The sequence below is a fragment of the Kitasatospora sp. NPDC056531 genome (assembly GCF_042794375.1).
Taxonomy (GTDB): domain Bacteria; phylum Actinomycetota; class Actinomycetes; order Streptomycetales; family Streptomycetaceae; genus Kitasatospora.
Map to the genome: position 1 here is coordinate 1 of NZ_JBHTTU010000057.1, position 24283 is coordinate 24283.

The following is a 24283-nucleotide window of genomic DNA, read 5'->3' on the forward strand; positions in this document are numbered from 1 at the left end:
CCGTCGCCCCCGTGAACCCGCTGCCCGTCAGCGTCACCACCGACCCCGCCGCCCCCGACACCGGACTGACCGAAGCAATCACCGGAGCGGCGACCATGTACGTGAACGCGACACCGTTGCTGGTGCCGCCGGGGGTGGTCACCGTCACCTGCACCGTGCCCGAGCCCACCGGCACCGTCGCAGTGATCCGCGTGTCCGACAGCACCAAGAACGCCGTAACGGCGACGGCACCGAACCGCACCGCCGTCGCCCCCGTGAACCCGCTGCCCGTCAGCGTCACCACCGACCCCGCCGCCCCCGACACCGGACTGACCGAGGCAATCACCGGAGCGGCGACCATGTACGTGAACGCGACACCGTTACTGGTCGCCCCCCACCACGACGCCACCACGGTCACCTGCACCGTGCCCGAGCCCGCCGGTACCGTCGCGGTGATCTGTGAGTCCGAGACCACCGTGAACGACGAGGCGGCGACGGCATCGAACTGCACCGCCGTCGCCCCCGTGAACCCGCTGCCCGTCAGCGTCACCACCGACCCCGCCGCCCCCGACACCGGACTGACCGAAGCAAGCACCGGAATGTTGTGATCAACCATGACTTACCCCCATGGGTTGTACAGTCTCCGAGTCGAAGGATGTCGTGCGTGTGCAAGGCGCCTGCAGCGTCGGCTATTTGCGCAGGGACGCGACGGGCGCCGAGACGGGGAGCCCCGGTCGACGGAGGGAACATCGACCGGGGCTCGTCAGGGGTGGTGAGCCGCTGGGCTGTGGGACAGCCCCGCCCGAACCGGGGCTTGTGTCGACTCCCGACCGCCGTGTCGAGCGCGAGCGTGGGCCGTCGGTCATCGGAGTCCGGGCGGCGAGACGCAGGTGAGTGCGCTCGCTGGGTCCTACCAGTGGTGGGTGTGCTGGGCATCGGCGGTCCCGGGTACGGTGACGACCATCGGCCCGGCGTCCGAGACGTCCGCGAGCGACGCGGGCGCATCCCGGTCAGATTCGGAGAGGTCGCCGGATTCATTCCGGGAAACCTCACCGGCGGGCCTCGGAATCGGGCCCGAGCGGCCGGCCCGACAGCGCCTGTCCGACCGACGCTTTCGTTGTCCGGCCCGTAGGCGGTCTAGGTACGACATGGTCTGACGCCATGACATGTAGCCGGCAATGTCGTTGATCGACGTGGGCTGACACGAAAGGGCCTGTTCGTTCCTGTGAAGGAGTTCACGGCCGTTTGCCCGGGTCGCTGGAGCCGGGAGGCCCGTCTGTGCGGCCGAAACGCCGTCCTCGGCCGATCCGCCCTCGGCGCCGCCTGTGTTTACCACGGACGGACTCGCTCGAGCGCATCCTGCAGGAGTCCCGCTCGGAAACCTGGTCGTAGGCGGCTGCGGTCACGCTTTCCGTCGTCGACGGTTCGCGCACGGATTGACTCCCTGCCAACACCGTGGGTACGTACCACCCCAGCAGAAGCCCCCAGCAGCACAGCGCTGAGGTCGTCGTTCGACGGTACGAGGGAGAGGAGCCGGCAGACCACCCGGTCGCCGCACGGGCCAGCACGCTTCGGAACCTTTGGATTGCTTGCATGACGCCTCCTGGCGTATGTAAGCCGCCGCATCTGCCGGCACCGCTGAGACGGCGCCGGCAGATGGATCCAGATCCTCCACGGGGGTGCCCATCGCGAGCCGCACGTCACCGCCGCCTGATGCACAGCGGGCGCCGGCTGCACGTTCCCCCGGGAGGGATGGGCGGCCCGCCGGTTGGATACAGAAAAGTAATCCAGAGCAGTGAAATCGGTGACAAGCCTTCCGACCAGATTTTCACCCGCTTGGCGCAGTGTCCGGCCATCTCCCGCAATCCGGAAAAATGGCCTGTGCCATAGCGTGCGACCGACGCTGATCAGCGAAAACAGACCTTTCTGCGCGGGATTTGCGTGCTTATTCCTCACCCGGCAAGATCGCGACTTCCCTGCCCGCGGTCCAAGAGACGGAGCGGCCACGGATGGACGAATTCCCCACCTTCTGCCGTTCGGAATTGCTCATCCCGGCCGGGACGCACCGCGCGAAGCGTCCAGCCGGGGCCCGGCGGCTGGGCACGATCGAGGCCTCCCACCGGAGTGGACGCCCTCTCCGCTCTCGGGGAAGTGAAGTTCTGGAGTCGCGCCCCACGTGGCGCACGGCGATCCGCGGCCTGGGCGGTCCGCGCGCTGTTTCACGGTCCGGCCGGGTCGATCAGTCTCACGGCCCTGTCAGAGTCCTCAGCAGCCCGGTACCGGCCGAGTCACCGACCTACGCGTGCGACCACGGCGAGCAGCGGTCTCCGGGCCGTTGACGTGGCTGTACCCGGCTTTCGCCGCAGTCTCCGCAGGCCGACCCAGGACAGCCCCTCGGTCCCATCCAAGTCGCGACCGCCATAAGCCGGTTCACCGACGGGCCCTGCCACACCAACGGTGGTCGCTGCCGCAGTGAGGACCCGCAGCCCTGTCGCCCGGCGGTGCGGGCCTAAGCCGGCGGCCTTGTGCGCGTCCCCGTCCCCGCTCTCCTTCACCCGCACGGCACGGACCGTCTTGACGCTCTGGGAATCCAGCGCGCGGGCGCCCGGCTCGGGGATCACGCCCGATCTCGCGCCAAGCGCCTCGGAGGGCCGTTGAGCTTGGCGAACGTCCCCGTCCTTCGGCCAGGCGGCGAAGTATCCGTAGACGCTCTCCCACGGAGCGACGTCGTGCGGGAGGTAGCACCGGGGACGCCGGTGCGGTCGTCGTACCGGATCGCTTCCATGATGCGACGAAGGTCGTACCCGGCGATCGCGTCGCTCGTGTCGCGCGATCAGGCGGCCACCCCGTTCTTCCGGGCCGGCCGAGGAATCGGGCGCCGGGTGCGGTGGGACGGGATCTGCCCGGACGAGACCGATTGACGGTCCCGCCCGGGCAGACGGCCTCGTCGGCCACGCGGTTCAGGTGGTCAGTCGCCTGACTCCTGACTCAGATCCCCGGGCTCGCGAGGTACTGGAACGGGGTCGCGGCGGTCACGCTGCCGGCCGTGTTGGTGACCGTGATGTTGGCGGGCCCGGGGGCACCGTCGAGGGTGGGCGGCGCGACGGCGGTGATGGTGGTGTCGCTGATGACCACGAACGGGGCCGACTGGCCGCCGAAGGTGACCGACTGGGTGCTGCTCAGGGAGGTGCCGGTGATGGTCACCGCGGTGCCGCCGGAGGCCGGGCCCGAGCCGGGGGTGAACGCAGTCACGGTGGGCACGTCCACGTAGGTGTAGGTGAAGCCGTTGTTGGTTCCGCCCGCGGTGGTCACGCTCACCCCGACCGATCCGACCGCCGCGCCCGCGGGCACGGTGACGGTGATCACACCGTCGCTGACGACGGTCGGCGTGGCGGTGTTGGTACCGAAGTGCACGGCGGTAGCGGTCGACAGCCCCGAGCCGGTGATGGTGATGACGTTGCCACCCGCCAGCGGCCCGGAGGTGTCGCTGAGCGCGGCCTTGAACGGCGCGCCGACGTAGTAGAAGTTCAGCGGGTTGCTGCTACCGCCCGGGGTGGTCACGACCACCTGGACCACTCCGCTGCCGGAGGGCGAGGTGACGGTGACCGAGGTGGCCGTGTTGGCGGTGATGGTGGCCAGCTTGGCGCCGAAGTGCACGGCCGTGGCTCCAGCGAGGTTGCTGCCGGTGATGGTCACCGTGGTTCCGCCGCCGGTCGATCCCTGGTTGGGGGAGATGGGCACGACTGCCTCCTTGAACGAGGTGAGGTGAACCGCGCACCGTGCGTGCTCAGGAAGGGTCACAGGCCACGCACGGTGCGGGTCGGACCAGGCCCCGGCGAGGGCGAAAAGACGGCCGAGGCGGTGAACCGGGCGCCGGCGGCCGGTCCACGGGTGTGGCCGGGCCGCTTTCCGGGCGTGAGGGCGAGACGGTCCTGGATGACTGTCGCCGGTCGCGGTGGCGGGCGGATCGTTCACGCCCCTGCCAGGAGAGCCCACGGCGCCACCGGTAGTGACCGGCCATACGGCAGGCCGACGCCCCACTCCCCCGGAGAGGATGGGCGACCCACCGGATTGGACGCTCCCAGTAACCCATTAAGGTGACAAGCGGGCAAGGTACTTGACGTCACATCACCCGATTGGCGGCACGTGTCGGCTGGCAGTGTGGCCCGTCTCCGGCGACCGCTCTCACCTCTCTCCGGTGGAGCCAGGGCACCCTCCCGGTCGGTTGAACAAGGCCCGGGCCGCCGTCCGCGGCGACGACCAGGTCCCGGCCGCCCGCCGCCCGTACTTCACCGCCACCCCGCGCACGGCCTCGGAGCTGCTGCCCGGCGCCGAGCGCCCGGAGCGGCTGTGGGCGCAGGCTGGCCGGCACCGACCGGCTGCGCGAGCGCCGAGCCGCGTTCGCCGAGGCCGTCGGCCGCGCCCGCCGATAGCGGACCTCGCCCGAATACAGCTGCGCGAGAGTGTGGTCGAGCCGTACGCGGGCGATGCGCAGCCGGCGACCAGGACACTGACCGTCGTGCGCGTGATGCGAGATGACCGCGCGGCAGGACCTCCGCTCCGAGGGTGCGGACGCCCACCTGCTGAAGGACGTCCTGGTGGCTGTGCCGTCGGCGGCGGGGTCCCCAGTCGAGTTGGAAATCTCGCGCAGCCGACGTTCCGAGCCTCCGGCTCCTGGCTCCTCGTCCGCGTACGTGGCCGCGATCGCCGCCGGCATGGACACGGGTGGTTCGGGTCCCGTCGGCACGGGCGGCGCTGGTGCCCGAGCACGCGGATCTCCACCCGGGAGCGCAGGGCGCGCTCCTCCTGGCCGGACCGGCGGGGCTGTCCGAGGGTTGCCCCCTGGCGGCCGCGTGCGCTTCTGGTGTGCGGCGCGGAACCGTACGAAGTGTCAACCGTCGCTGACACCGGGCGTGGTCAGCGCCGAGCATGGGAGCAGACGGGGGGCGCGCGGGTGAGCATGCACACCGGCATATGCCAGCGACATTCACTGAGCGGCGGTACCGGCAGGGCGGCCGTCGGGGATCCGTGCCCATGCGAACCCCGGCACGCTGAGCACAGTTTTGTGACGTGCGGCCTGACGCATGTTTGGCCTGAAATTCCGGGGAGAACCGCGATTGCTCTCGCGCCCACAGAGGTCTATGCCAGTCGTCTTCCATTGCATACTTGTGAAAATTGTTAAGAACTCAACGGCTGAGATCCGGCCACTGTTTGGCCGATCTCCGCGTGCGACTTGACATGGGGCGCATGGGGTCTTTGCCAATTGATGGCCGGGTGATTCGCTCACTCAAATTGCACAGCAATCGGTGATGTCTTGCAGAAACCTTTCTTCTCCCACTCGCGGGATTCGTGTATATTTCCTGGCTTCCCATGGGCCCCACGAGGGGGCTGTAAGTCATATCGAAGCTAGCTAGGAGTGGAATGCTGACCGGAGAGGAATACATCAACATCTGCGCCCTCCGATCCCGAGGGTTGTCGATCGCCGCAATCGCCCGTCTCCTCGGCCGCGACCGCAAGACCGTTAGCTCCTATCTGAGCGGGAAGCGCACAGTCGGAGTCCGCAGCTCCGGCAGGGACGAGTTCGAGCGGTTCATCCCCTACTGCCGCCGGCGGTTGCAGGACGATGCCCACTTTCAGGCATCCATGCTGTTCGCCGAACTCATCGATCTCGGCTACACCGGCGGCTACTCGACCTTCACCCGCGCTCTGCGGACCCATCAGCTGCGTCCCCGGTGCCCGCTGTGCCGGCGCCCCCCTCGCACCCGTCCCGGCCGGCCGGACAACGGGGAGGAAGTGCACTTCCGCTGGTTCGTCCTCTCCGACCCCCCGACGGACTGGGGCAGCACTCATGCGTGCATCCTGGTGGGACGCCTGACCCACTCCCAGCGCTGGAGCGCGGTGCTCGCAGAGCAGATCGATCTCGGCCATCTGGTCGACTCCGTCGACCGGATCCTGCGCCAGTTCGGCGGAACCGGCTGGCGTTGGTGCTTCGACCGGACGCAGCCGATCCCCTGCCCGGGAGGCGGCAAATTGACCACGGCGCTGGGCAAGGTTGCGAAGCACTACGGTGTTGTCGCGGATCTCAGTCCGGCGCGGCAGGACGCCGGCGACCAGGCGATCGGGCAAGCACTCGTCCTGTGGTGGCAGACCATCGGTGCGGACACCAGCCTGCTGGAGGCGCAGGAGAGCCTCGGCAGGCTGGCCAGGCTCATGGACGCTCGCCGGGCCGCGGCGAGCAGCGGCCACGACGGGTACACCGTGCCCGCCGCGCCGGTCCTGCTCGACCTTCCCCACGACCCGTACCCTGCCAAGGTCAGCGTGGCTCGCGAGGTCTCGGCCAACAGCATGGTGTCCTACCGGGGCAACCTCTACGCGGTTCCACGGCATCTGCACGGTCACACCGTGGAAGTGCGCCGAAGGCTCGGTGATCCCCTTCTGGCGATCGCGACTCCTCGTGGAAGGGTGATCGTTCATCATTCATTGGCGCCCGACGGTGCCAGCCTGTCGGTCATCGGCCACCGGCACGGGATCGGCCTCGAACGCCCGCTCCCGGTATCGAGGCCGGCCTGCCACAGCAAGATGTACAGCCCGCCGTCCGCCGAAGCGCTCGCGGCGGCCGAAGCGCTCCGGCAGGACGCCTGTCAGGAGGACGGATTAGAGTCCGGTCAACAGGCTGACGGTTCGCCGGGGCGCCCCGGCCGATCCTGGTGGTGGACGGGGGTTCTCGATCGGATCCTGAAAGAACCGACCGAGGGCAACGGACCCGTCGGTTCAGAGACCGTGATCCACCTCGCAATGCATCGATAACATGATCCGATGCCCTACCGGCGAAGCCACACCAACCTGGCGAGGCACCTGAACCGGACATCACCCCGTCCTGCGTGTGGTCGGCGGCGGCTGACCCGAGCCGGGTAATTTCACAGACCAGCGACAAGTGAAACGCCGGAAATCGCTAACCGAATTCCCCATCCCGCCCTTCCAGGCCATGGATGCCGGTCTTCCCTATAGTGACTCGGATGGAGTAGCGCCAACTTGTATGAAGACTACTGAATTCGCCTTCGATTGCCGGAACGTCAATTCTTCGCATCGCTCTGCCGGTCTGAGCGCCCTGCCGCCCGCCCTTGGCGGTGAATTACGTTCCGTTCATGCTGGCGTCCCACCAGCATGAACGCTTCTTCTCGGAGGGGATTCGGATGACCCGTTCTCGCCTTGCCGCCGGCGTCGTCGTCGTAGCCGTCGCATCCGGCGTCGCCCTCGCCATCGCCCCCGCGGCGCGGGCCGCGGAAGCTCCCAGGCTCCAGGTGTCGACGTGTGCCGCCGATCTCACGGCCGCGCTCGACAGCAACGCGGCCGCCATCGACGCCGACTCCGTCGGCGACCCCGCCGACGCTCGCACCTACAACCTCCGCACCCTCGTCATCCTGGCCGGAGCGGGGCTCACCTGCTTCTGCCAGCCGGCCCAGGTCCACGCGGACATCATCGCCGCAGCGACCGACGGCATCCATGCGGCGATGTCCAACGCGATCGGCGATTCCGCCGCTGCGCTGAACAGTGAGGACGCCGTGGCGGCCGAGTTGACGGACGCCCTGGAGGTTGTCCGGTATGCCGAGGTGTGAGGTCTCACGGTACGCGGTGCTCGTTGTCGACCTGCTCGGGTGTGGGCCCGCACCACCGGATCCGACGGCAACCCCTGGTTCACCGAGAACTCCGCGAGCCGGATCGGAACGGTAACGCCCTGACAGAGCCGGCAGTGTGAGCAGACACCCAGTGGACGGGCGCCGATCGATCGGTGCGGGCGCCAGCGGCGCCCGCAGCCGGGCTGGTGCCGGGGCCAACGCGAGGGCGTCGGCACCAAGCCACCCGTCCCGCCAGGCGCGTAGTGCCTACCGGGGAACCGGCCTACGAGGCAGGCCCGCGCTGACCCGCACGGTGTTCTCCCCAAATCCCCGGGTACGCCGAGCGCGTTCTCCAGGTGGCACGCCAAGACGCCGACATCCTGCTCGCCTCCCAGGGCGTCGCACCCCTGGGCAGCCTCCCGTGGAACCGCTCGCGTTCCTCGAGACCGGGCCGCCACCGGTGTTCGTCGGCTTCGGCGGCAGCGTGCTCGACGACGCCGAGTGACTCATCAAGATCACCACCGCGGCACTGCGCCGGGTCCACCGCTGGGCCGGCACACCGCCGCAGGAGCGCGATCAGGAGTCCCGGCGGTCCCGGTGTCCTTCGTGCGCTTCAGTTCCACAGCCACGTTCGGGCCGGATGACTCGTCTCATCGGGGTCAGCCCCGCGGTCGTCGCCCTGCGCGGGCTGTCGGCCCGCTCCCCGGCGGACGCCGTCACCAGCGCACTCGCCAACCCCGCGTACCGCCGCAACGCGCACATGGCACAGTGACCGGCAAGGAAGGACGGCGCGAGAGCGGTGACCTCCGCGGTCGCGCGTGGTCGAGGAGGCGCGATGACACCCCCGAAGCAGTCGGGCCGGACGACCAGCCACGGACGGCAACACCCTCCGGGCGAAGCCCCTCACACCTGATTCCGGACAAGCCTGTCACCGCTGGAGCAAATGGTGCAGATCCCGCTGTTTCGCGCAGTCTGCGAACATGGCATTTTCGCTCAGACCCGTGAGCAGATCGAGGACAGCGGCAAGCGGCTGATATTCCGCGCGGATGGCCGGGCGCTCACCACTGGCCTTCAAATGCTCCCAAAGCGCGTGGAAGTAGTCCTCGAGCTCCAGACGCGCGTCGAACTGCGCGCTGAGCCGTTCGGGATCGAGGCGACGCAGGGCGTCGCGGTCGAGCTGCGTCACGGAGTTGATGATGCTGTTGAGGACTTCACGGCTCTCGGTGCTTGAGCTGGGCATGGGTTCTCCTCACGATGTGCGCGGTGGATGATTGAAGTTCGACGCTCGATCTGCCGTCCGGCCTGGTCGGATCGCGGGCGCCCGCACGCCGGTGGACGCAACCGGTGGCGGGTGGTGTCAGGGAGCACCGCGTCGCGCCCCGGAGCACCGCCTGCCGGCCGGGCACCGGCAACTGCGGCGCGTGGCCGGCGACCGCCCCTGAACAGTCACCACGCGGCAGTGCTCCGACCGGACAGCGGGACGGCAGCCCACACCGAGCAGCCGCCGTCCGTGTTCAGCCGCATCCCCCACTCCTGCGAGTAGCCCGCAACGAGCGCCAGGCCTCTGCCGTGGTCCTCGTCCGGCGTGGCGCGGTGCAGCCGCGGCACCGTGGAAGTCCTTCCCTGATCACGGACCTCCAGCAGGAGCCGGTCCGCGGTCCGGCGCAACCAACCGGTGATGTGTGCACTGTTGGAGTGCTCGAGGGCATTGGTGACCAGTTCGGAGATCACGAGCAAGGCCGCGTCCCGGGCATGGCCGGCCCGAACGTCCTCGGCGTCCAGCCACAGCCCTGCCAGCCGCCGGGAGATCGGTACCGCGCGACCGAGAGATGGCAGCCTGAAGGTCAGCGGACGGCCCCTGACCCAGTGGCTCAGGACATCCTCGGTGAGAACTCCCGTCGGCCGTCCATTGATCTCTGCGGTGGTCAGTGGAATCTCCTCCTCGGTGAGCGGCGGGGTCGCTTCTCGGCTCACGAGCCGAAGCGGCTGCCGGTACGACTGCTCGCGGCTTCGCGGCTCAGGCCGCGCCCGGTGCATGAGGACCATTCCCTCCGGCGAGCAGGCGCCGGGCTGGTCGAAGTAAATCAGAAATAGATTATCCGCGGGGAGCGACTGTTCCAAAAAAAGGGGGCGTGTTTACGTAATGCAGGCGCCTAGTGTGAAGGTAAGAAGAGTTGTTCGTGCCACTGGGCATCCGGCGGAATGAACTTGGCTTGTATCGTTCACTCGAGTCCGGGTTTCGCTGCGAATGGCGGACGGCCAGGGCCATTGATCCTGGTCTTCGATGGACTATTCGGGCAAGTTTTCTTGCAGGTGTCCGAGGGTGGCCGGCGACTCGCTCATGGAATTCCGCACCGACCTGGCCGAAATCAGCCGTTCCGCTTGTGCGCGTTATGGCCGGGACGGCGTCCGGCCCGCGACCGCCTTCCGGGCCGGTCCCTCCCAAACGGCTGGCCGACGAGGAGGAGCCGGGGGCCGTGCGGCCAGTCGGCCGGACGTTGCGTCGACGGGGCGCCCAGCGGACTGCTCGCGCCGTGGGCTTCGACCAGCCCGATTGCGGGATCGACCGTCCTGATTCACCGCCGAGCTCCGGATGACCGCGTGAACCACGGTCACCGTTGAGAATCGCCTCGCTCAGGCGCCTCAGGATGACGACTCCGCGGCCTTCGCCGCGGACGACGTCGTCCGCTGCGGCATCGAAGGTCCTCAGCGACCGGTCGGGGACGGCATGTGCATCCTCGAGAACGATTTCGCCGTCCGGTCGCTGACTGTCAGTGTGATCCCGGAGCGCCGGCGCGGCGCCTTACTCGCGTCCGCCGCGTGCCTGACAGGCAGCCGGATGCCGAGGGCGGAACCCGGCCAGCAGCCTACGCATGCCCGCGTCTGCCCGCCCGGAGAGAGAGCCGCTGCCGGCTGTTGCGGAGGCGGCATGTGAGCCGCTGTGGGCCGGTGCGAAAAGAATCGCACCGGCCCGCGGATCCAATTCCTCAACCGGGGGATGGCGACACGCCTCTTCAATGATGAGACGCTAGCCAGAAGCGCTGGTAGACACGGCAGCTGCTTATCCCCGGAGAGGATGGGTGACCCCACCCGGTTCGGATGCATCTAGTTACCCATCGAGCCGGAATAGCCGCAATCCCCTGACCGGTCGATTCACCCGTATGGTCGAGCGTACCGGAAATACAAACGCCTGTGTGACCGGACCGGAAGCCCCTCCTGCCAGGCAATTTTCATATCCTGGACTGCTCGCTCGGAAAATTGGACGGCATGTTCGATGCGGCTTGGTAGATGGTTGCCGATAGGCGGTGATCGGCATCGTGGCCGATGGCTCGCAGGGTTCTCACTGCGCGGTTCGTCGATCAATCACGATGTCGGCTCTCGGCCCGCCGGCCGATCTGCCCGCGACGACTTCGGAGTCGCTCCTCGACGCGATCCTCCGGGTCGAGCGCACCGGACCTTTCCTGATGCCCCGGGGAAATTCTCGGGCACGAGCTGACATAGCCCGGGTCGGGTCGCGGACTCTTCTGGTCACAAGTGGGTTCCGTAATATTAACACTGACGTGAACAGCCGAGTCTTTGATCGCCCTGGAAACCGCGACCTCAAGCTCGGACAGCACCGGAGCGGGCAGCGGATGTGCAGGAGGATTTCATCCTCAGTAAGTGCTGCCAATACCCCTTCCGGGCGCCAATGGATCGGCGCAGCGATGCCCGTTGGCGGTGAACGGACTGAGTTCCAGACAAACGCGGGCGGCCTACCATTCGTGGCACACCCGGGACGGCGCCCGCGACGGGCCTGCAATCGGCGATGTCCAGGGCGGACTCCCACGGCAGGCTCCGGCCTCCGGTCCGGTCGCGGGGACGCCCGCGCGGGTCCCCGCGCCCGGTCGGCCCTTGGCACCAGGGGGGCAGCCGGCGGACCACCGGGAAGGCAGACATGACGAGGGGTGCCACGGTGGCGTCTCGCAGGTCCCGATCTCGCAGGTTCCGGTCGCGCTGGGGCGACCACGCGGGTCTTCCCCGCATCAGGTCGGCCCTCCCGCCGTGGAGCAGGAACAGACGCCGCGACGGCCTCCAGCGGCACGTCGCGGAGCCCGGTGCCGTGCCCGCGCGCCTGGTCGGCTCTTCCTCGACCGGTGCCCTCCTGACGGGCGGCCTCGGTGATGCCCTGGCGAGGCTGACCGGCAAAGGCGGTGCGGGCCGCCGCCAGATCCTCGCCGGCCCGGGCGCGGGCTTGTTCCCGCTCAAGTCGGCGAGCGGCAAGCCGCCGGCGAAGGACGGTTCCCTCCGACTCTTCGCCCTCTGTCGCCATCCGGTCCGAGAGTCCGCTCGGGGCGGCTGTTGGCGTACTCCGTCGGTGAACGGGCACGGGCCGCGCCGCGGGCGGGTCTCCCGGGGGCGGCGCGTCCCGCTGGTGACCGGATAGCTCCCACTGCTCCCGAAGCCGACGGCAGGCGGCAGCGGCGGCGGCGGGACCGCAGGATCGGCAGGTTTCCGGGTCCTCGGCGTCGCGGACGACCAGCGGCCCGCGGCAGAGTGCGCACTCGGGGCTTCGGACCGGCCTGCTCCCTGTGACCGTCTCGCTTGCCCGGTCGACGACCCTGATCAGCCAGGGAAGCGGGGAGACCACCGAAGACCACGGCACAGCGCCGACCGGCTCCCTGCGGCGCGCGAACTCCCACGCCGACTCGAGAGCTTCGAGAATCACGGCGCCATGGACCTCAGGGGATGCGCTGTAGTCGGCGAATGTTGCGACAATGTGCTGAGCGAGGAGGTCGAGCTGTCGCTCGGTCAGCCGGTCCACCAGCTGCCTCGGCAGGCGCCCAAGAGCCGACGACGCGGCTTGCTGTCCCCATCGCCTCTGCTCGTTGGTCATCGACTGGATCATCTTCTGGTCGGTTCGCCGTCTGCCGTGCCCTGCCGGGCCTGCTTCGCCCCCCGTGGCTCCCACCGCGCGTCCTCGCGCGCGCGGGCGCACGGTTTCCGGTTCGCGCGACGAACAACCACCCACGACGGCCGGCATGTTCAGCACGTCATGTTGGGGGGATCGTGTTTCTGTCACCGGACCGGGGGGGCTCAGTGTCACCGAACCGGGGGGGCCGGCTGTCACCGAACCGGGGGCCTCCCGGCACACGCCGGGCGAGGCGCCGCGATGGGAGTCCGGTCCGGAGCCGAAGACCTCGACACCGCCGCCTGCGGGCCCGTCCGCGGACTGCAGCGCGGGAACGGGCCCGCTCGGGAGAGACTCGCTCTGCCCGCTCGGTACGCGGACGGGCATGGGGTGGACGACGTATCTGTATCCCCTCTTCTCGCCCTGTCTTCTGCTCACCCAGCCCTGGACCAGGAGTTCGGCCACCGCTTCGCGGGCCGTGTCCTCCTTTATCCTGCACTCGCGTGCGATTCGCGCGACGGGAGTCGACTCGGTGAACCGCTGCCGCAGGGAGAGCAACGCATAAACCTTGAACCGAGTACCGGCCAGATGCGCCCGGGCATATGAGCCGACGCACACGGCCAGCTCATCGTCGGCCAGTGGGCGAACACACCGGTTCATGGTTCGGGTCGCAGGATTTCGAGACACGCGAACCAGATTCTTGGCCTTCGCCTTGGCGATTAGGCGGTTCACACCACCCCGGGACAGCCCCAGCTGTCTCCCGATCGTCTCGTCAGCGGCGAAGCACAATCCTGACTTCCAGCCGTAGTCCTGAACTAGCGTCACTACCCGGATCAGGTCACCGGTCAAGTCCCTGTCACTGAGCCACGCCGCCGGGAACCGGGTAGCGGGCAGGCGAGCCTGCCCGGCCGCACGCGCCTGCCCGGGAACCCAGGAGGGTTCCGTGTGCACGGCGCCCGAGAATCGCGGACTCACGGAGCACCGCCGAAAGTGCGACGCTCGCTCACTTCCCTGGCCGGTCCGGCCGGCCGCCCCAAAGCCGTCGAGGCGACTTTTCCTGCGGTCGGCTCCATTTGAGCGGTGACCACTCGTGCTCGAGAGCCCGTTTGGGGAGGTCCTTGGAGGTTTCGCTCATTGCGGACTCCGTGCCCTCCTCCTAGACGGATGGAGCGACGACCCGGGACACGGGCAGGGGCTAGTTGGCAGATTTTGATTCTGTGATGCAAAATGGCATTGCCTACTTACGGACGTGTGAGGAGGCAACAGCCCGTCAGGACACCGGTTCTCGCAGGATCCCAGGTGTGCAGACGGGCCGAGGCAGCGGTGGATTCCGTCGTCGACTCGGGCATGTGCTCAGTGACGGCGGAAGCAAAGCGTTCAGACGCCGAGGCATGTGCTTGGCGCAAAGACGGTGAAGGTCCGGTGGTGCGGACCGAGCCGTCTCGTTGCTGCTAGGTCATGTCAAGACCTCCCCGTAGGGGAGCAGGGGTGGTTGAAGAAGGCCGAACGAACAATGAGAAGCGATCATGAGCGGTCGCTTCTGCCAAGCGCGGTTTCGCGTCCAGATGCCTGAGGGGTGATCTGGAACAGCGATGTCGCGTCGACTGCCCCTGGAGCCGTCCGGACCTGCCAGAGTCCGGGCGGCTGATCCATGACTGGGCCATGGCTTGACCAAGAGTACCCGGTCCATCACAGAGTGTGAATACTCTCGTACACGACTCATCTTTGGAGCCCACTGCAACTGCTTGCGGGAAAGTTCGTTCGAATCGGCCGACGGGCGGCTCGAACGCTCCCGTTCCCGTCGCCGGGGAAGGTTTCGGGCGGGACGGTCGAAACCCGCGGTCAGCCGAGGATTCCGCGGTCGCGATGGGGCGCGGCCACCAGTCGTCCACGGGCTGGCCCGGAGGCTGCCGGTTGATCACCAAGTGGGCGCAGCCGCGTCGATCGCCACCACGGCTCAAGCCGACGGCCATGGTGCGGTATCAAACGGTCCTGTCATTGGTCATCCAAATGAGACACACGACTGACCTGCCGCTCAGACAACCTGAGCTTCCGTAAATCGGCCGGCTGAAGGACAGAGGTCGCAACGGGTGCATCCGCCCGGAGCCTGGCGACCTGCGGCTCCGCGCGCCGGCGCGCCGTGCTGGGGAGAATCGCAGAGTATCTGGCACTCTTCGCGGCCACCACGCCTGGAAAGTGGGGAAGCCGAGCGAGCGGAGATGGTAGCGCTCGCTTCGATCGCTCCCCTTCAAAGCCAGCCGCAGGACTGCCGCCCGCCTGAACGAGGAGCTCGGTGACCTGCGTAAAAGCTCTGAGCGCGGGCGACATGAGCATATTTCAGGACACCCGGATGCCGTACATTTCTCGGTGATTAGCCCATCGTTGTCGGGGCATGAGTCCAACAGCCAAGCCGCCTCTTCCATTGCTGCTGGAGCGAGACAGGATCTGTAGTGCCGGTGATAACTGGCTATTCGTTCCGGGTCGGAGGAATGCCGTGGGTGATCTGGAAGTTGGTTATCTCGTAAAGAATGGCGAACGCGTGGCGCTGACGCATTGCTCACGCCAGCTGGCCGAACTCTTCCGCGTCCTGCGTCGGCTCGAGTTTGAATTCTCGATGCGGCTGTACCGATCAGAGAAAGACTGATTGAGGCCGCCAGCCGAGAGCCGCAATAACGCGAACAGGAGGGATGCTTTGTACGAGTCAACGAACACCGCGTTCAACCCCTACTGCACAGCCGGATTCATCCCCGATGACGGAGTGATACACAACCACGCCCTCTGGCCGCCCGCCGGGCAGCTGTCCGCCGACCTGTCTTACCCGGTCGTCGATGGCTGGGCCGATCCAGGCCTGCAGTCGTACCCTTCGGATGGGGAAGCGCTCGAAGGGGGAGCCGGCCTGCAGGCCATGGGCTTCCGCCCCCAGCTAATCGCTGACCGCCGGGAGCGTCACGCACGCCCGGCGCGCCGCCGGTCCGACATCGTGGGATCCGTCATCGGATTCCTGACTGCAACGATCGTCACCGCGGTGTGCATCCTCGGATGGATAATCTCCTATCACCCTCTGCAGGACGTGGCCCTTTCCCAGCTGCCGAGGGATCTGTCCCGGTACTGGCCGGTCGTCGTCTACGGGCCGTGGATAGCCGCTTCCCTCTCCGTTCTGCGGGCCGCTCTGGGAGGACACAAGGTGGCGAATTCCTGGACGGTCATCCTGGTGTTCGCAGGTATCGCCAGTCTCCTGTGTATCGTCGACACGCCCAGCACAATGCCTGAGGCCGTGGTCGCGGGCCTTCCGCCGGTGACAGCTGTGGTGTCCTTGCAGCAGATGGTGCGCCAGCTGCTTGTAACCCGACAAATGCGCCAGGAACATCCTCGGCAGAAACCCTCACACCGGGCATCTCGCTAGCGCGTCAACATCACAGCTTGCTCGCTTCCGGCGGTCAGGCCCCCACCTGACAACCACACGGAAACCTCAGTAGTCGGTGGCAGTAGTTACTGTAAGCAGTCCTCACCGTCCTACACAGTGGAACCAGTGGGATTGGGCGGTGGCTGGACCACCAGCGCATCGAGGGCCTGTTGGGCGCGGCCCAGTTTGTCCTTACCTGCGCGGCGTAGACCCGCCTTGGCGTACTTCTCGACCATGGTGGTGGACTTCCAATCCTCGGTGATGACCATGATCTCGGCTGGGCTGTAGCCTTGGGCCGCGAGGTCGGCCGGAACGCTGGCGCGCAGACCGTGGCTGGTGGCCTCTTTCGCGTCGAAGGCGGGGGTTCGCGAGACCATCCGCTTGAAGGCGCGGTTCACCGCGTGGCCGGTCATGTCGGTTCCGGAGGCGGGGACAGACATGAGCTGGCCCCATCGGGTGATGCCACGAAGTAGTGGCAACTGCGTTTCCCCTTGGTCGAGTTCGGCGAGCAGTGAATGTAGGTGCGCACGACGATGATCGCTACCGGGTCGCGGATGACGTACTCGCGGCCGGTGGACCAGTGGTCGTTTTTGCTGGTGCGCTTGCCGATGACCATCTGCTCGGTGCCGTCCCCGAGGTGTTCGAAGGCGATGGAGTCGATGCGGTAGGCGGCCTGTTCGGAGCGGCGGGCCCGGGTGCGGTAGCCGAGGTGCAGGATCGTCAGGTCGCGCCACCGGGCGAGCGGGCCGCCGGCGGTCGTGCCCTGCTGGAAATGAGCGATGCGGGCGGCGTCGACGGGCGGGCTCGACTTCGGGGTGCGCCGGGCACGGGCGTGCTCGCCGGCCTGCTTGCGGATCAGTTCGGCGGTCGCCTTCTTCGGCGGCCAGTTCTTGTACCCCGCACGGGCGTTGGCATCGCGGATCGCGGCCATCGCCAGCCGAAGGGAGCTCACCGGCGCACCTGTGCCGTCGCGCCCGTCGCGCCCGTCGCGGCGCCGTAGGTGGGAGATGTAGGACACCATGTTCGCCTCGCTGGTGCGCGGTCCCGGATGGCGGCTGTTGTCGGCGCACCAGCGGGCGAAGTAGCGCCACTGTTCGGCGTAGGTCTGGCTGGTGCGGGCCGGCCGGGCGGAAGCCAGGTCGTCGGCCGCGTCCTCAGTCAACGTCTCGTTCGGGTCGACCCGGTCGAGCTCGAACGGCACGAGTACCTGACTGTCGTCGATGCAACACAGAGACTGATGCAGAATTGGCGCCTGTAGCGCTTCTCCTTGTCTTCAACGCGTCTGCTGTGGTTATTTGTGTTCAGGCGACTGAGCTGCAAAGGTGTGCGCCATGAAGATCACGATCACCGTGGAGAACCCGACCCCCGAGGCGCTCGAGAAGCTGCTCGCTCTCGCTGCCATGCCCGCCGCCGTCGTAACCGCGGAGCCCGACGACCACTGGACGCCGAAGCGGGCCCGCTCGTACTACGACCGCCTGCCGCCCCGCGCACAGCAGATCCTGCTCCAGGTCGTCCACGGCGAAGGCGAGTGCGCCGCAGAGGAGTTGAAGGCAAATGGCCGAAACCTTCGGGGATCTACCGGCGCGTTCCGCCGGGTGCTCTCGGAGGGCAAGCGGACCGGCCTCTGGCCCGACGCGCTTCCGGTGCCGCTGGTCTCCCACATTGTCGGAGGGCAGCTCAAGAAGCTCGAGATGCCAGGGCGCGGCACAGGGCAGTACGCACTCACGGCCTTCGAAGAGGGCCTGCGTGATCTGCGGACTGGCGGCTGACCAGGCGATCCGCGCGACTTCTGCGGGTGGGGTGCGACGACCGGGCGACTGACGCATATCCGAGAGCTCGGTCAGTACGGCAAACTGCCCGCCGGCCCGGCCGCCGGGCAGGCGAGAGTGTGTGGGTAAGACCCTTTCCAAGAGGCCGAGTTGGGGCAAGGGGGTCAGGAAACGCGTACCGCCACGCCGTACAAGCCGAGCCCGTTCTCGGCCGCGGCGCGCCACAGCCGCAGCGTGCCGCCAAGGACAGACTCCTCTCGGGGTGGGGGTAGTGCAGGAGGAGGAGGTTGCCGCACCAGCCCGGGAGGAGGGCGCGGGCCGGGCCGATGGCAGGGAAGAACGATGCGACCGCGTATTCCTTCGATTTGCCGAGGCGAAGATGCCCTCGTCCGGCTGATCCCTCCACACGTCGTCGATCACGCAGAAGTTCGGATCGACGATGCCGTCGCACATGTCGTCAACGTTGATCCCTGGTGCAGTGAGTTGCCGGAACAACTCAAACGCCGCCTCGTCGGCCACTGCGTTCCATGAACCTCTTTACCAGGTGCGGTAGTTGGGCGACCGATCCTGCTGCTACTGATCCCATCGCTGCTGGGCAAATGGCTTGGACCGATCCGTCTCCATCGCGGGCAGCAACCGGGAGCCAGATCGGAGATGACGGATTCGGCGTGGCTGTTGATTGTCCAAGCACTGGTGAAGCCCATGTACTGGACGCCAGTACCCGCCGCCGCGGCCGGATGACGAGGGCGCGGTCTGCGCGACCCTGGTGCCGGGGGCCGAGCGGGCCGTGTTGTACATCCACGGGTACAACGACTACTTCTTCCAGACCAATCTGGCCGACCACTACGCCGCGCTCGGGTTCTCGTTCTACGCCCTGGACCTGCGCAGTTACGGGCGTTCCCTCCGCTCGCACCAGTCGCCGAACTTCGTTCGCGACCTGGCCGAGTACGATGAGGAGATCGACGAGGCGGTCCGGATCATCCGGAAGGTGGACGGGCACCGGCAGCTGCTGCTGAACGGGCACTCCGCCGGTGGTCTGGTCGGCGCGCTGTGGGCGGGGCGTCGGGCCGGGCAGGGGGTGGTGGACGGGGTGTTCCTGAACAGTCCGTTCCTGTCGATGCCCGCCGGGGCCGCCGTGCGCACCGCGGGCGGGCCGGTGGTGACGGCGCTCGGGCGGCTGACGCCGACCCGGGTCCTGCCGTCCTCGCTGAACCCGCACTACACCCACAGCCTGCACAAGGACCACAAGGGCGAGTGGGACTTCGACCTCCGGCTCAAGCCCGCCGAGGGCTTCCCGCTGTACGCAGGCTGGCTGGCCGCGATCCACCAGGGGCACCGGCAGGTGCGGCAGGGGCTGGGGATCGATGTGCCGGTGCTGCTGATGGCCTCGACGAGGTCGATCTCCACCACCAAGTGGCACAACGCCCTGCACCACGCCGACGCCGTGCTGCGCGCCGACGACATCGCCGCGCAGGCGCCGCGGCTGGGCCGGCACGCGACCTCGCCGACCCGACGCACCTGGAGTTCGAGTACACCCGCAGGCTCGGCCACCTCGCCGACGCCCTCGCCCCCACCGGCCGTCCGCTGGACGTGCTGCACCTGGGCGGCGGAGCGCTCACCATGCCGCGCTACCTGGCCACCACCCGGCCGGGCTCGCGGAAGCGGGTGGTGGAGGTGGACGGGCCGCTGCTCGAGCTGGTCGCGGAACACCTGCCCTGGCAGGGCCCCGGCGTGGACATCACCGCGACGGTCGGCGACGCCCGGGCGGCCCTGGCCGCCGTCCCGGCCGCATCGCAGGACCTGGTGATCGCGGACGTGTTCCACGGCTCCCGCACCCCGGCGCACCTGACCTCGGTGGAGTTCCTGTGGCTGGCCGCGAGCGCGCTGCGCCCCGGCGGCTGCTACGCCGCCAACCTGGCGGACGGCCCGCCGCTGGCCTTCGCCAAGGCCCAGGCGGCGACGGTGCGGGCGGTGTTCCCGTACGTCTGCCTGGTGGCGGAGGCCCCGGTGCCGCGCGGGCGCCGGTACGGCAACATCCTGCTGGCCGGTTCGACGGCGCCGCTGCCGGTGGCGGAGCTGACCCGCCTGCTGGCGGGTGACATCTTCCCGGCCCGGCTCACCGAGGGCGAGGAGCTGGCGGCCCTGGTCGGCCGGAGCGCCCCGGTCACGGACGCGTCCGCCGCCGACTCCCCGCCGCCACCGGACGGCGCCTTCAGCGTCGGTTGAGGCCCCGCCGCCGACGTGGTGGTGCAGCCGGGGAGCCGGCCCGGACAGCTCGTCCGAGCCGGCTCCCCACTGTCGTGCGACCTGTCACCTGTGACGGCAGGCCTGGCGTCAGAGCCAGGCGCCGTTCTGCACCGTCTTCACGTACGCGCCGTTCTTCATGGCGATGGCCATCCCGCCCCACATGCCGGGGGTGTAGGCGGACGAGGCGCCCCAGGTGTTGTCGTACTGGCCTACTGGCCGACACTGGATGTCCTGGGTGTAGACGTTGCCCAGGGAGTTGTACTGGAGCCAGACACAGATCTGGTCGACGGCGCCGCCACAGTTGTTACCGCCGCCCTGGACCCATACCTTGCCGTCGAGGCTGTGGTAGGGCTGGCCGACGTAGAGGTCGCACGACGCCAGGGACGGCGACTGGGACGCGGCCGGGGCGGCGACGGCCGTACCGGCCGTGCCGAGCCCCGCGATGACGACTGCGGCCGCGCCAGCAGCGGCGAACTTCCGCATACCGAACATGGTTTTCTCCCCGAGTTTGGCGGGGGCCACGTGAGCCCCACGAGATGCCTCATTGATCGTGCTTCTCGCGAGTTCTCGTCGTCAACGTCGGTAAAAGGAACGTGAGTTGTCGGTTCCAGCTGAAAGGGAATCGGACCCGCCGCTTCCATGGCCGTGGGCCGGAGAATCCGGCACCGCGCGGGCACGAACATGCCAGGATCGCGGCGACGGGGTCGAAAGTTCGATCCGAATCGGCCAAACAATTGGCCGACGCGCGGTGGCCGCCGCGGCCTCGTTCTCCCGGCTCAGGCCGCGCTGTCGACGTTGTCCAGCACCGCGCGGAGGAGCCCCGGGAACCGCTCGTCGAACTCGTCGCTGCGCAGCCGGGCGCTCTGCTGCTGCCCCTGGTGGGTGCGGAGGATCAGGCCGCACTCGCGCAGCACCCGGAAGTGGTGCGAGGCGTTCGACTTGCTGATTCCCAGGGCGTTGTAGATCACCGAGCACTCGGTCTCGCCCTGGCGGGCCAGCAGGTCGACGATCCGCAGTCGCAGCGGATCGCTGAGAGGACGTTCGGCTGGCTCATGCGCTCTCGCCGCCTCGCCCGCGACTTCGAGACCCGCGCCGACAGGGCCCAGGCCGTGTCCGCGATCGTACCGGCGCAGTCCGCCAGCACGTCGTCGCAGTCATGGTGCCCGGCCGCGCGGTCGAGGATTTGCCTTGCCAGGCCGCGCGCGTGAGTGGTCTCACCTGACGGCTGACCCCCGCAGGCGCGGGGAGCCGTCCTGCCGGGTGGGTGCGCGGTCAGCCGTTGGCGGAGGTGCCGGGGCTGTCGCCGCGTTTGACACAGGGGGCCAGGACAGTCAGGTCCAGGGTGTCTGGCGCCGTTTCGCGGTCACCGACCACGAGCGAGGCGGTGAACTTGTTCGCGTCGTTGGACAGGTCCAGTCGCTTGTCGTCGCTTCGTTCGACGGAGAAGCCGTCCTGCTTCAGCCGCTGCTGCACCGCCTCGAAGACGCCCTGGACCTTCGGCCCGGGGATCCCGCGCAGTTTGTAGGAGATGTACGGCATGTACCGCGATGGCGAGTTGGCCGGCCCGGACTCGCACTCGTCCTTGTCTACCAGTGGGTCGGGGATCTTCACGGTGTCCTTGTCCGGGAGCACCGCGAGCGCGGCGGAATCGTAGGCCTTGACCTTCTCCTCGGCCTGTCCGAGGTTCATCGACGGGGGGAGAGGGCGAGGATGCCCGCGGGCAGCAGGCCCAGGACGGCGGCGCGAACGGACCGGCCGCGGCCGGTCCGTTCGCGCCGCCGTCCTGGGCCTGCTGCCCGCGGGCATCCTCGCCCTCTCCCCCCGTCGATGAACCTCGGACAGGCCGAGGAGAAGGTCAAGGCCTACGATTCCGCCGCGCTCGCGGTGCTCCCGGACAAGGACACCGTGAAGATCCCCGACCCACTGGTAGACAAGGACGAGTGCGAGTCCGGGCCGGCCAACTCGCCATCGCGGTACATGCCGTACATCTCCTACAAACTGCGCGGGATCCCCGGGCCGAAGGTCCAGGGCGTCTTCGAGGCGGTGCAGCAGCGGCTGAAGCAGGACGGCTTCTCCGTCGAACGAAGCGACGACAAGCGACTGGACCTGTCCAACGACGCGAACAAGTTCACCGCCTCGCTCGTGGTCGGTGACCGCGAAACGGCGCCAGACACCCTGGACCTGACTGTCCTGGCCCCCTGTGTCAAACGCGGCGACAGCCCCGGCACCTCCGCCAACGGCTGACCGCGCACCCACCCGGCAGGACGGCTCCCCGCGCCTGCGGGGGTCAGCCGTCAGGTGAGACCACTCACGCGCGCGGCCTGGCAAGGCAAATCCTCGACCGCGCGGCCGGGCACCATGACTGCGACGACGTGCTGGCGGACTGCGCCGGTACGATCGCGGACACGGCCTGGGCCCTGTCGGCGCGGGTCTCGAAGTCGCGGGCGAGGCGGCGAGAGCGCATGAGCCAGCCGAACGTCCTCTCAGCGATCCGCTGCGACTGCGGATCGTCGACCTGCTGGCCCGCCAGGGCGAGACCGAGTGCTCGGTGATCTACAACGCCCTGGGAATCAGCAAGTCGAACGCCTCGCACCACTTCCGGGTGCTGCGCGAGTGCGGCCTGATCCTCCGCACCCACCAGGGGCAGCAGCAGAGCGCCCGGCTGCGCAGCGACGAGTTCGACGAGCGGTTCCCGGGGCTCCTCCGCGCGGTGCTGGACAACGTCGACAGCGCGGCCTGAGCCGGGAGAACGAGGCCGCGGCGGCCACCGCGCGTCGGCCAATTGTTTGGCCGATTCGGATCGAACTTTCGACCCCGTCGCCGCGATCCTGGCATGTTCGTGCCCGCGCGGTGCCGGATTCTCCGGCCCACGGCCATGGAAGCGGCGGGTCCGATTCCCTTTCAGCTGGAACCGACAACTCACGTTCCTTTTACCGACGTTGACGACGAGAACTCGCGAGAAGCACGATCAATGAGGCATCTCGTGGGGCTCACGTGGCCCCCGCCAAACTCGGGGAGAAAACCATGTTCGGTATGCGGAAGTTCGCCGCTGCTGGCGCGGCCGCAGTCGTCATCGCGGGGCTCGGCACGGCCGGTACGGCCGTCGCCGCCCCGGCCGCGTCCCAGTCGCCGTCCCTGGCGTCGTGCGACCTCTACGTCGGCCAGCCCTACCACAGCCTCGACGGCAAGGTATGGGTCCAGGGCGGCGGTAACAACTGTGGCGGCGCCGTCGACCAGATCTGTGTCTGGCTCCAGTACAACTCCCTGGGCAACGTCTACACCCAGGACATCCAGTGTCGGCCAGTAGGCCAGTACGACAACACCTGGGGCGCCTCGTCCGCCTACACCCCCGGCATGTGGGGCGGGATGGCCATCGCCATGAAGAACGGCGCGTACGTGAAGACGGTGCAGAACGGCGCCTGGCTCTGACGCCAGGCCTGCCGTCACAGGTGACAGGTCGCACGACAGTGGGGAGCCGGCTCGGACGAGCTGTCCGGGCCGGCTCCCCGGCTGCACCACCACGTCGGCGGCGGGGCCTCAACCGACGCTGAAGGCGCCGTCCGGTGGCGGCGGGGAGTCGGCGGCGGACGCGTCCGTGACCGGGGCGCTCCGGCCGACCAGGGCCGCCAGCTCCTCGCCCTCGGTGAGCCGGGCCGGGAAGATGTCACCCGCCAGCAGGCGGGTCAGCTCCGCCACCGGCAGCGGCGCCGTCGAACCGGCCAGCAGGATGTTGCCGTACCGGCGCCCGCGCGGCACCGGGGCCTCCGCCACCAGGCAGACGTACGGGAACACCGCCCGCACCGTCGCCGCCTGGGCCTTGGCGAAGGCCAGCGGCGGGCCGTCCGCCAGGTTGGCGGCGTAGCAGCCGCCGGGGCGCAGCGCGCTCGCGGCCAGCCACAGGAACTCCACCGAGGTCAGGTGCGCCGGGGTGCGGGAGCCGTGGAACACGTCCGCGATCACCAGGTCCTGCGATGCGGCCGGGACGGCGGCCAGGGCCGCCCGGGCGTCGCCGACCGTCGCGGTGATGTCCACGCCGGGGCCCTGCCAGGGCAGGTGTTCCGCGACCAGCTCGAGCAGCGGCCCGTCCACCTCCACCACCCGCTTCCGCGAGCCCGGCCGGGTGGTGGCCAGGTAGCGCGGCATGGTGAGCGCTCCGCCGCCCAGGTGCAGCACGTCCAGCGGACGGCCGGTGGGGGCGAGGGCGTCGGCGAGGTGGCCGAGCCTGCGGGTGTACTCGAACTCCAGGTGCGTCGGGTCGGCGAGGTCGCGTGCCGGCCCAGCCGCGGCGCCTGCGCGGCGATGTCGTCGGCGCGCAGCACGGCGTCGGCGTGGTGCAGGGCGTTGTGCCACTTGGTGGTGGAGATCGACCTCGTCGAGGCCA

General features: G+C 68.6%; 20 protein-coding genes and 1 pseudogene. 11 read left to right on the top strand and 10 right to left on the bottom strand.

Annotated elements, in window-relative coordinates; translation table 11 throughout:
- Together ACFQ87_RS32355 and ACFQ87_RS32360 are read right to left on the bottom strand one after the other, a co-directional pair.
- Positions 1–595, bottom strand: a 595-nt coding sequence (locus ACFQ87_RS32355; RefSeq protein ID WP_380614431.1) for an IPT/TIG domain-containing protein, incomplete at its 3' end; no start/stop codon positions are given.
- 2372 nt (positions 596–2967) lie between these two features.
- Positions 2968–3720, bottom strand: a complete 753-nt coding sequence (locus ACFQ87_RS32360) for an IPT/TIG domain-containing protein (protein WP_380614432.1) — start codon at positions 3718–3720, stop codon at positions 2968–2970.
- Positions 3721–5400: 1680 nt separating this feature from the next.
- Here ACFQ87_RS32360 and ACFQ87_RS32365 point away from each other — a divergent pair.
- The 3 genes from ACFQ87_RS32365 to ACFQ87_RS32375 all read left to right on the top strand — a co-directional run bounded on the left by ACFQ87_RS32365 (position 5401) and on the right by ACFQ87_RS32375 (position 8367).
- On the top strand, positions 5401–6786 hold the full coding sequence (locus tag ACFQ87_RS32365; RefSeq protein WP_380614433.1) for an IS21 family transposase: 1386 nt from the start codon (positions 5401–5403) through the stop codon (positions 6784–6786).
- 338 nt (positions 6787–7124) lie between these two features.
- Positions 7125–7595 (top strand): hypothetical protein, encoded by a 471-nt coding sequence (locus ACFQ87_RS32370; protein ID WP_380614434.1) that lies wholly within the window; start codon positions 7125–7127, stop codon positions 7593–7595.
- Positions 7596–8235: 640 nt separating this feature from the next.
- The gene (locus tag ACFQ87_RS32375; RefSeq protein WP_380614435.1) at positions 8236–8367 is read left to right on the top strand and encodes a hypothetical protein; all 132 of its coding nucleotides are present in this window, start codon (positions 8236–8238) and stop codon (positions 8365–8367) included.
- 156 nt (positions 8368–8523) lie between these two features.
- Here the strand turns inward: ACFQ87_RS32375 and ACFQ87_RS32380 are convergent, their stop codons facing one another.
- Positions 8524–8835: a hypothetical protein gene (locus ACFQ87_RS32380; RefSeq protein WP_380614436.1), complete on the bottom strand. Its 312-nt coding sequence runs from the start codon at positions 8833–8835 to the stop codon at positions 8524–8526.
- Positions 8836–9041: 206 nt separating this feature from the next.
- On the bottom strand, positions 9042–9716 hold the full coding sequence (locus ACFQ87_RS32385; RefSeq protein WP_380614437.1) for an ATP-binding protein: 675 nt from the start codon (positions 9714–9716) through the stop codon (positions 9042–9044).
- Between the two features lie 5261 nt (positions 9717–14977).
- On the opposite strand from ACFQ87_RS32385, the gene ACFQ87_RS32390 reads away from it, so the two are divergent.
- Positions 14978–15127, top strand: coding sequence for a hypothetical protein (locus ACFQ87_RS32390; RefSeq protein ID WP_380614438.1), 150 nt, complete (start codon positions 14978–14980; stop codon positions 15125–15127).
- 48 nt (positions 15128–15175) lie between these two features.
- Entirely contained in the window at positions 15176–15886 is a 711-nt protein-coding gene (locus ACFQ87_RS32395) for a DUF2637 domain-containing protein (protein WP_380614439.1), read from the top strand.
- A 110-nt stretch (positions 15887–15996) separates the two neighbouring features.
- Here the strand turns inward: ACFQ87_RS32395 and ACFQ87_RS32400 are convergent, their stop codons facing one another.
- Positions 15997–16299: a hypothetical protein gene (locus ACFQ87_RS32400; RefSeq protein WP_380614440.1), complete on the bottom strand. Its 303-nt coding sequence runs from the start codon at positions 16297–16299 to the stop codon at positions 15997–15999.
- A complete protein-coding gene (locus ACFQ87_RS32405) occupies positions 16296–17087 on the bottom strand; it encodes a hypothetical protein (RefSeq protein ID WP_380614441.1) in 792 nt (263 codons plus the stop codon). The genes ACFQ87_RS32400 and ACFQ87_RS32405 overlap by 4 nt, the downstream gene beginning before the upstream one ends.
- Positions 17088–17217: 130 nt before the next feature.
- Here ACFQ87_RS32405 and ACFQ87_RS32410 point away from each other — a divergent pair, with 130 nt between their 5' ends.
- From ACFQ87_RS32410 to ACFQ87_RS32420, 3 genes and pseudogenes are all read left to right on the top strand, one after another.
- Positions 17218–17655: a hypothetical protein gene (locus ACFQ87_RS32410; protein WP_380614442.1), complete on the top strand. Its 438-nt coding sequence runs from the start codon at positions 17218–17220 to the stop codon at positions 17653–17655.
- 787 nt (positions 17656–18442) lie between these two features.
- Positions 18443–19030, top strand: a pseudogene (locus tag ACFQ87_RS32415) (alpha/beta hydrolase); the annotation flags it as partial.
- 38 nt (positions 19031–19068) lie between these two features.
- A complete protein-coding gene (locus ACFQ87_RS32420; protein ID WP_380614443.1) occupies positions 19069–19881 on the top strand; it encodes a spermidine synthase in 813 nt (270 codons plus the stop codon).
- A gap of 108 nt (positions 19882–19989) precedes the next feature.
- Here ACFQ87_RS32420 and ACFQ87_RS32425 read toward each other — a convergent pair whose 3' ends face one another.
- The 3 genes from ACFQ87_RS32425 to ACFQ87_RS32435 form a co-directional block, all read right to left on the bottom strand.
- Positions 19990–20394, bottom strand: coding sequence for a hypothetical protein (locus ACFQ87_RS32425; RefSeq protein ID WP_380614444.1), 405 nt, complete (start codon positions 20392–20394; stop codon positions 19990–19992).
- Between the two features lie 284 nt (positions 20395–20678).
- Positions 20679–21056: an ArsR/SmtB family transcription factor gene (locus ACFQ87_RS32430; RefSeq protein WP_380614447.1), complete on the bottom strand. Its 378-nt coding sequence runs from the start codon at positions 21054–21056 to the stop codon at positions 20679–20681.
- Positions 21057–21174: 118 nt separating this feature from the next.
- Entirely contained in the window at positions 21175–21591 is a 417-nt protein-coding gene (locus tag ACFQ87_RS32435) for a hypothetical protein (RefSeq protein ID WP_380614445.1), read from the bottom strand.
- A 138-nt stretch (positions 21592–21729) separates the two neighbouring features.
- Between ACFQ87_RS32435 and ACFQ87_RS32440 the strand changes: the two genes are divergently transcribed.
- The 3 genes from ACFQ87_RS32440 (at position 21730) to ACFQ87_RS32450 (ending at position 23331) form a co-directional block, all read left to right on the top strand.
- Positions 21730–22146 carry a hypothetical protein gene (locus tag ACFQ87_RS32440; RefSeq protein WP_380614445.1) on the top strand — a complete coding sequence of 139 codons (417 nt, stop codon included), beginning with the start codon at positions 21730–21732 and terminating at the stop codon, positions 22144–22146.
- A 250-nt stretch (positions 22147–22396) separates the two neighbouring features.
- Positions 22397–22642, top strand: coding sequence for an ArsR/SmtB family transcription factor (locus ACFQ87_RS32445; protein WP_380614449.1), 246 nt, complete (start codon positions 22397–22399; stop codon positions 22640–22642).
- 284 nt (positions 22643–22926) lie between these two features.
- Positions 22927–23331, top strand: a complete 405-nt coding sequence (locus ACFQ87_RS32450) for a hypothetical protein (RefSeq protein WP_380614444.1) — start codon at positions 22927–22929, stop codon at positions 23329–23331.
- Between the two features lie 108 nt (positions 23332–23439).
- Here ACFQ87_RS32450 and ACFQ87_RS32455 read toward each other — a convergent pair whose 3' ends face one another.
- Positions 23440–24252 carry a spermidine synthase gene (locus tag ACFQ87_RS32455; RefSeq protein ID WP_380614443.1) on the bottom strand — a complete coding sequence of 271 codons (813 nt, stop codon included), beginning with the start codon at positions 24250–24252 and terminating at the stop codon, positions 23440–23442.
- Positions 24253–24283: the final 31 nt, after the last annotated feature.

Bases quoted from the DNA above. Each gene is read 5' to 3' on its own strand.
- ACFQ87_RS32365 (WP_380614433.1), top strand. From the start codon at position 5,401: ATGCTGACCGGAGAGGAATACATCAACATCTGCGCCCTCCGATCCCGA.
- ACFQ87_RS32370 (WP_380614434.1), top strand. From the start codon at position 7,125: ATGCTGGCGTCCCACCAGCATGAACGCTTCTTCTCGGAGGGGATTCGG.
- ACFQ87_RS32375 (WP_380614435.1), top strand. From the start codon at position 8,236: ATGACTCGTCTCATCGGGGTCAGCCCCGCGGTCGTCGCCCTGCGCGGG.
- ACFQ87_RS32380 (WP_380614436.1), bottom strand. From the start codon at position 8,835: ATGCCCAGCTCAAGCACCGAGAGCCGTGAAGTCCTCAACAGCATCATC.
- ACFQ87_RS32400 (WP_380614440.1), bottom strand. From the start codon at position 16,299: ATGACCGGCCACGCGGTGAACCGCGCCTTCAAGCGGATGGTCTCGCGA.
- ACFQ87_RS32410 (WP_380614442.1), top strand. From the start codon at position 17,218: ATGAAGATCACGATCACCGTGGAGAACCCGACCCCCGAGGCGCTCGAG.
- ACFQ87_RS32425 (WP_380614444.1), bottom strand. From the start codon at position 20,394: ATGTTCGGTATGCGGAAGTTCGCCGCTGCTGGCGCGGCCGCAGTCGTC.
- ACFQ87_RS32435 (WP_380614445.1), bottom strand. From the start codon at position 21,591: ATGAACCTCGGACAGGCCGAGGAGAAGGTCAAGGCCTACGATTCCGCC.
- ACFQ87_RS32440 (WP_380614445.1), top strand. From the start codon at position 21,730: ATGAACCTCGGACAGGCCGAGGAGAAGGTCAAGGCCTACGATTCCGCC.
- ACFQ87_RS32450 (WP_380614444.1), top strand. From the start codon at position 22,927: ATGTTCGGTATGCGGAAGTTCGCCGCTGCTGGCGCGGCCGCAGTCGTC.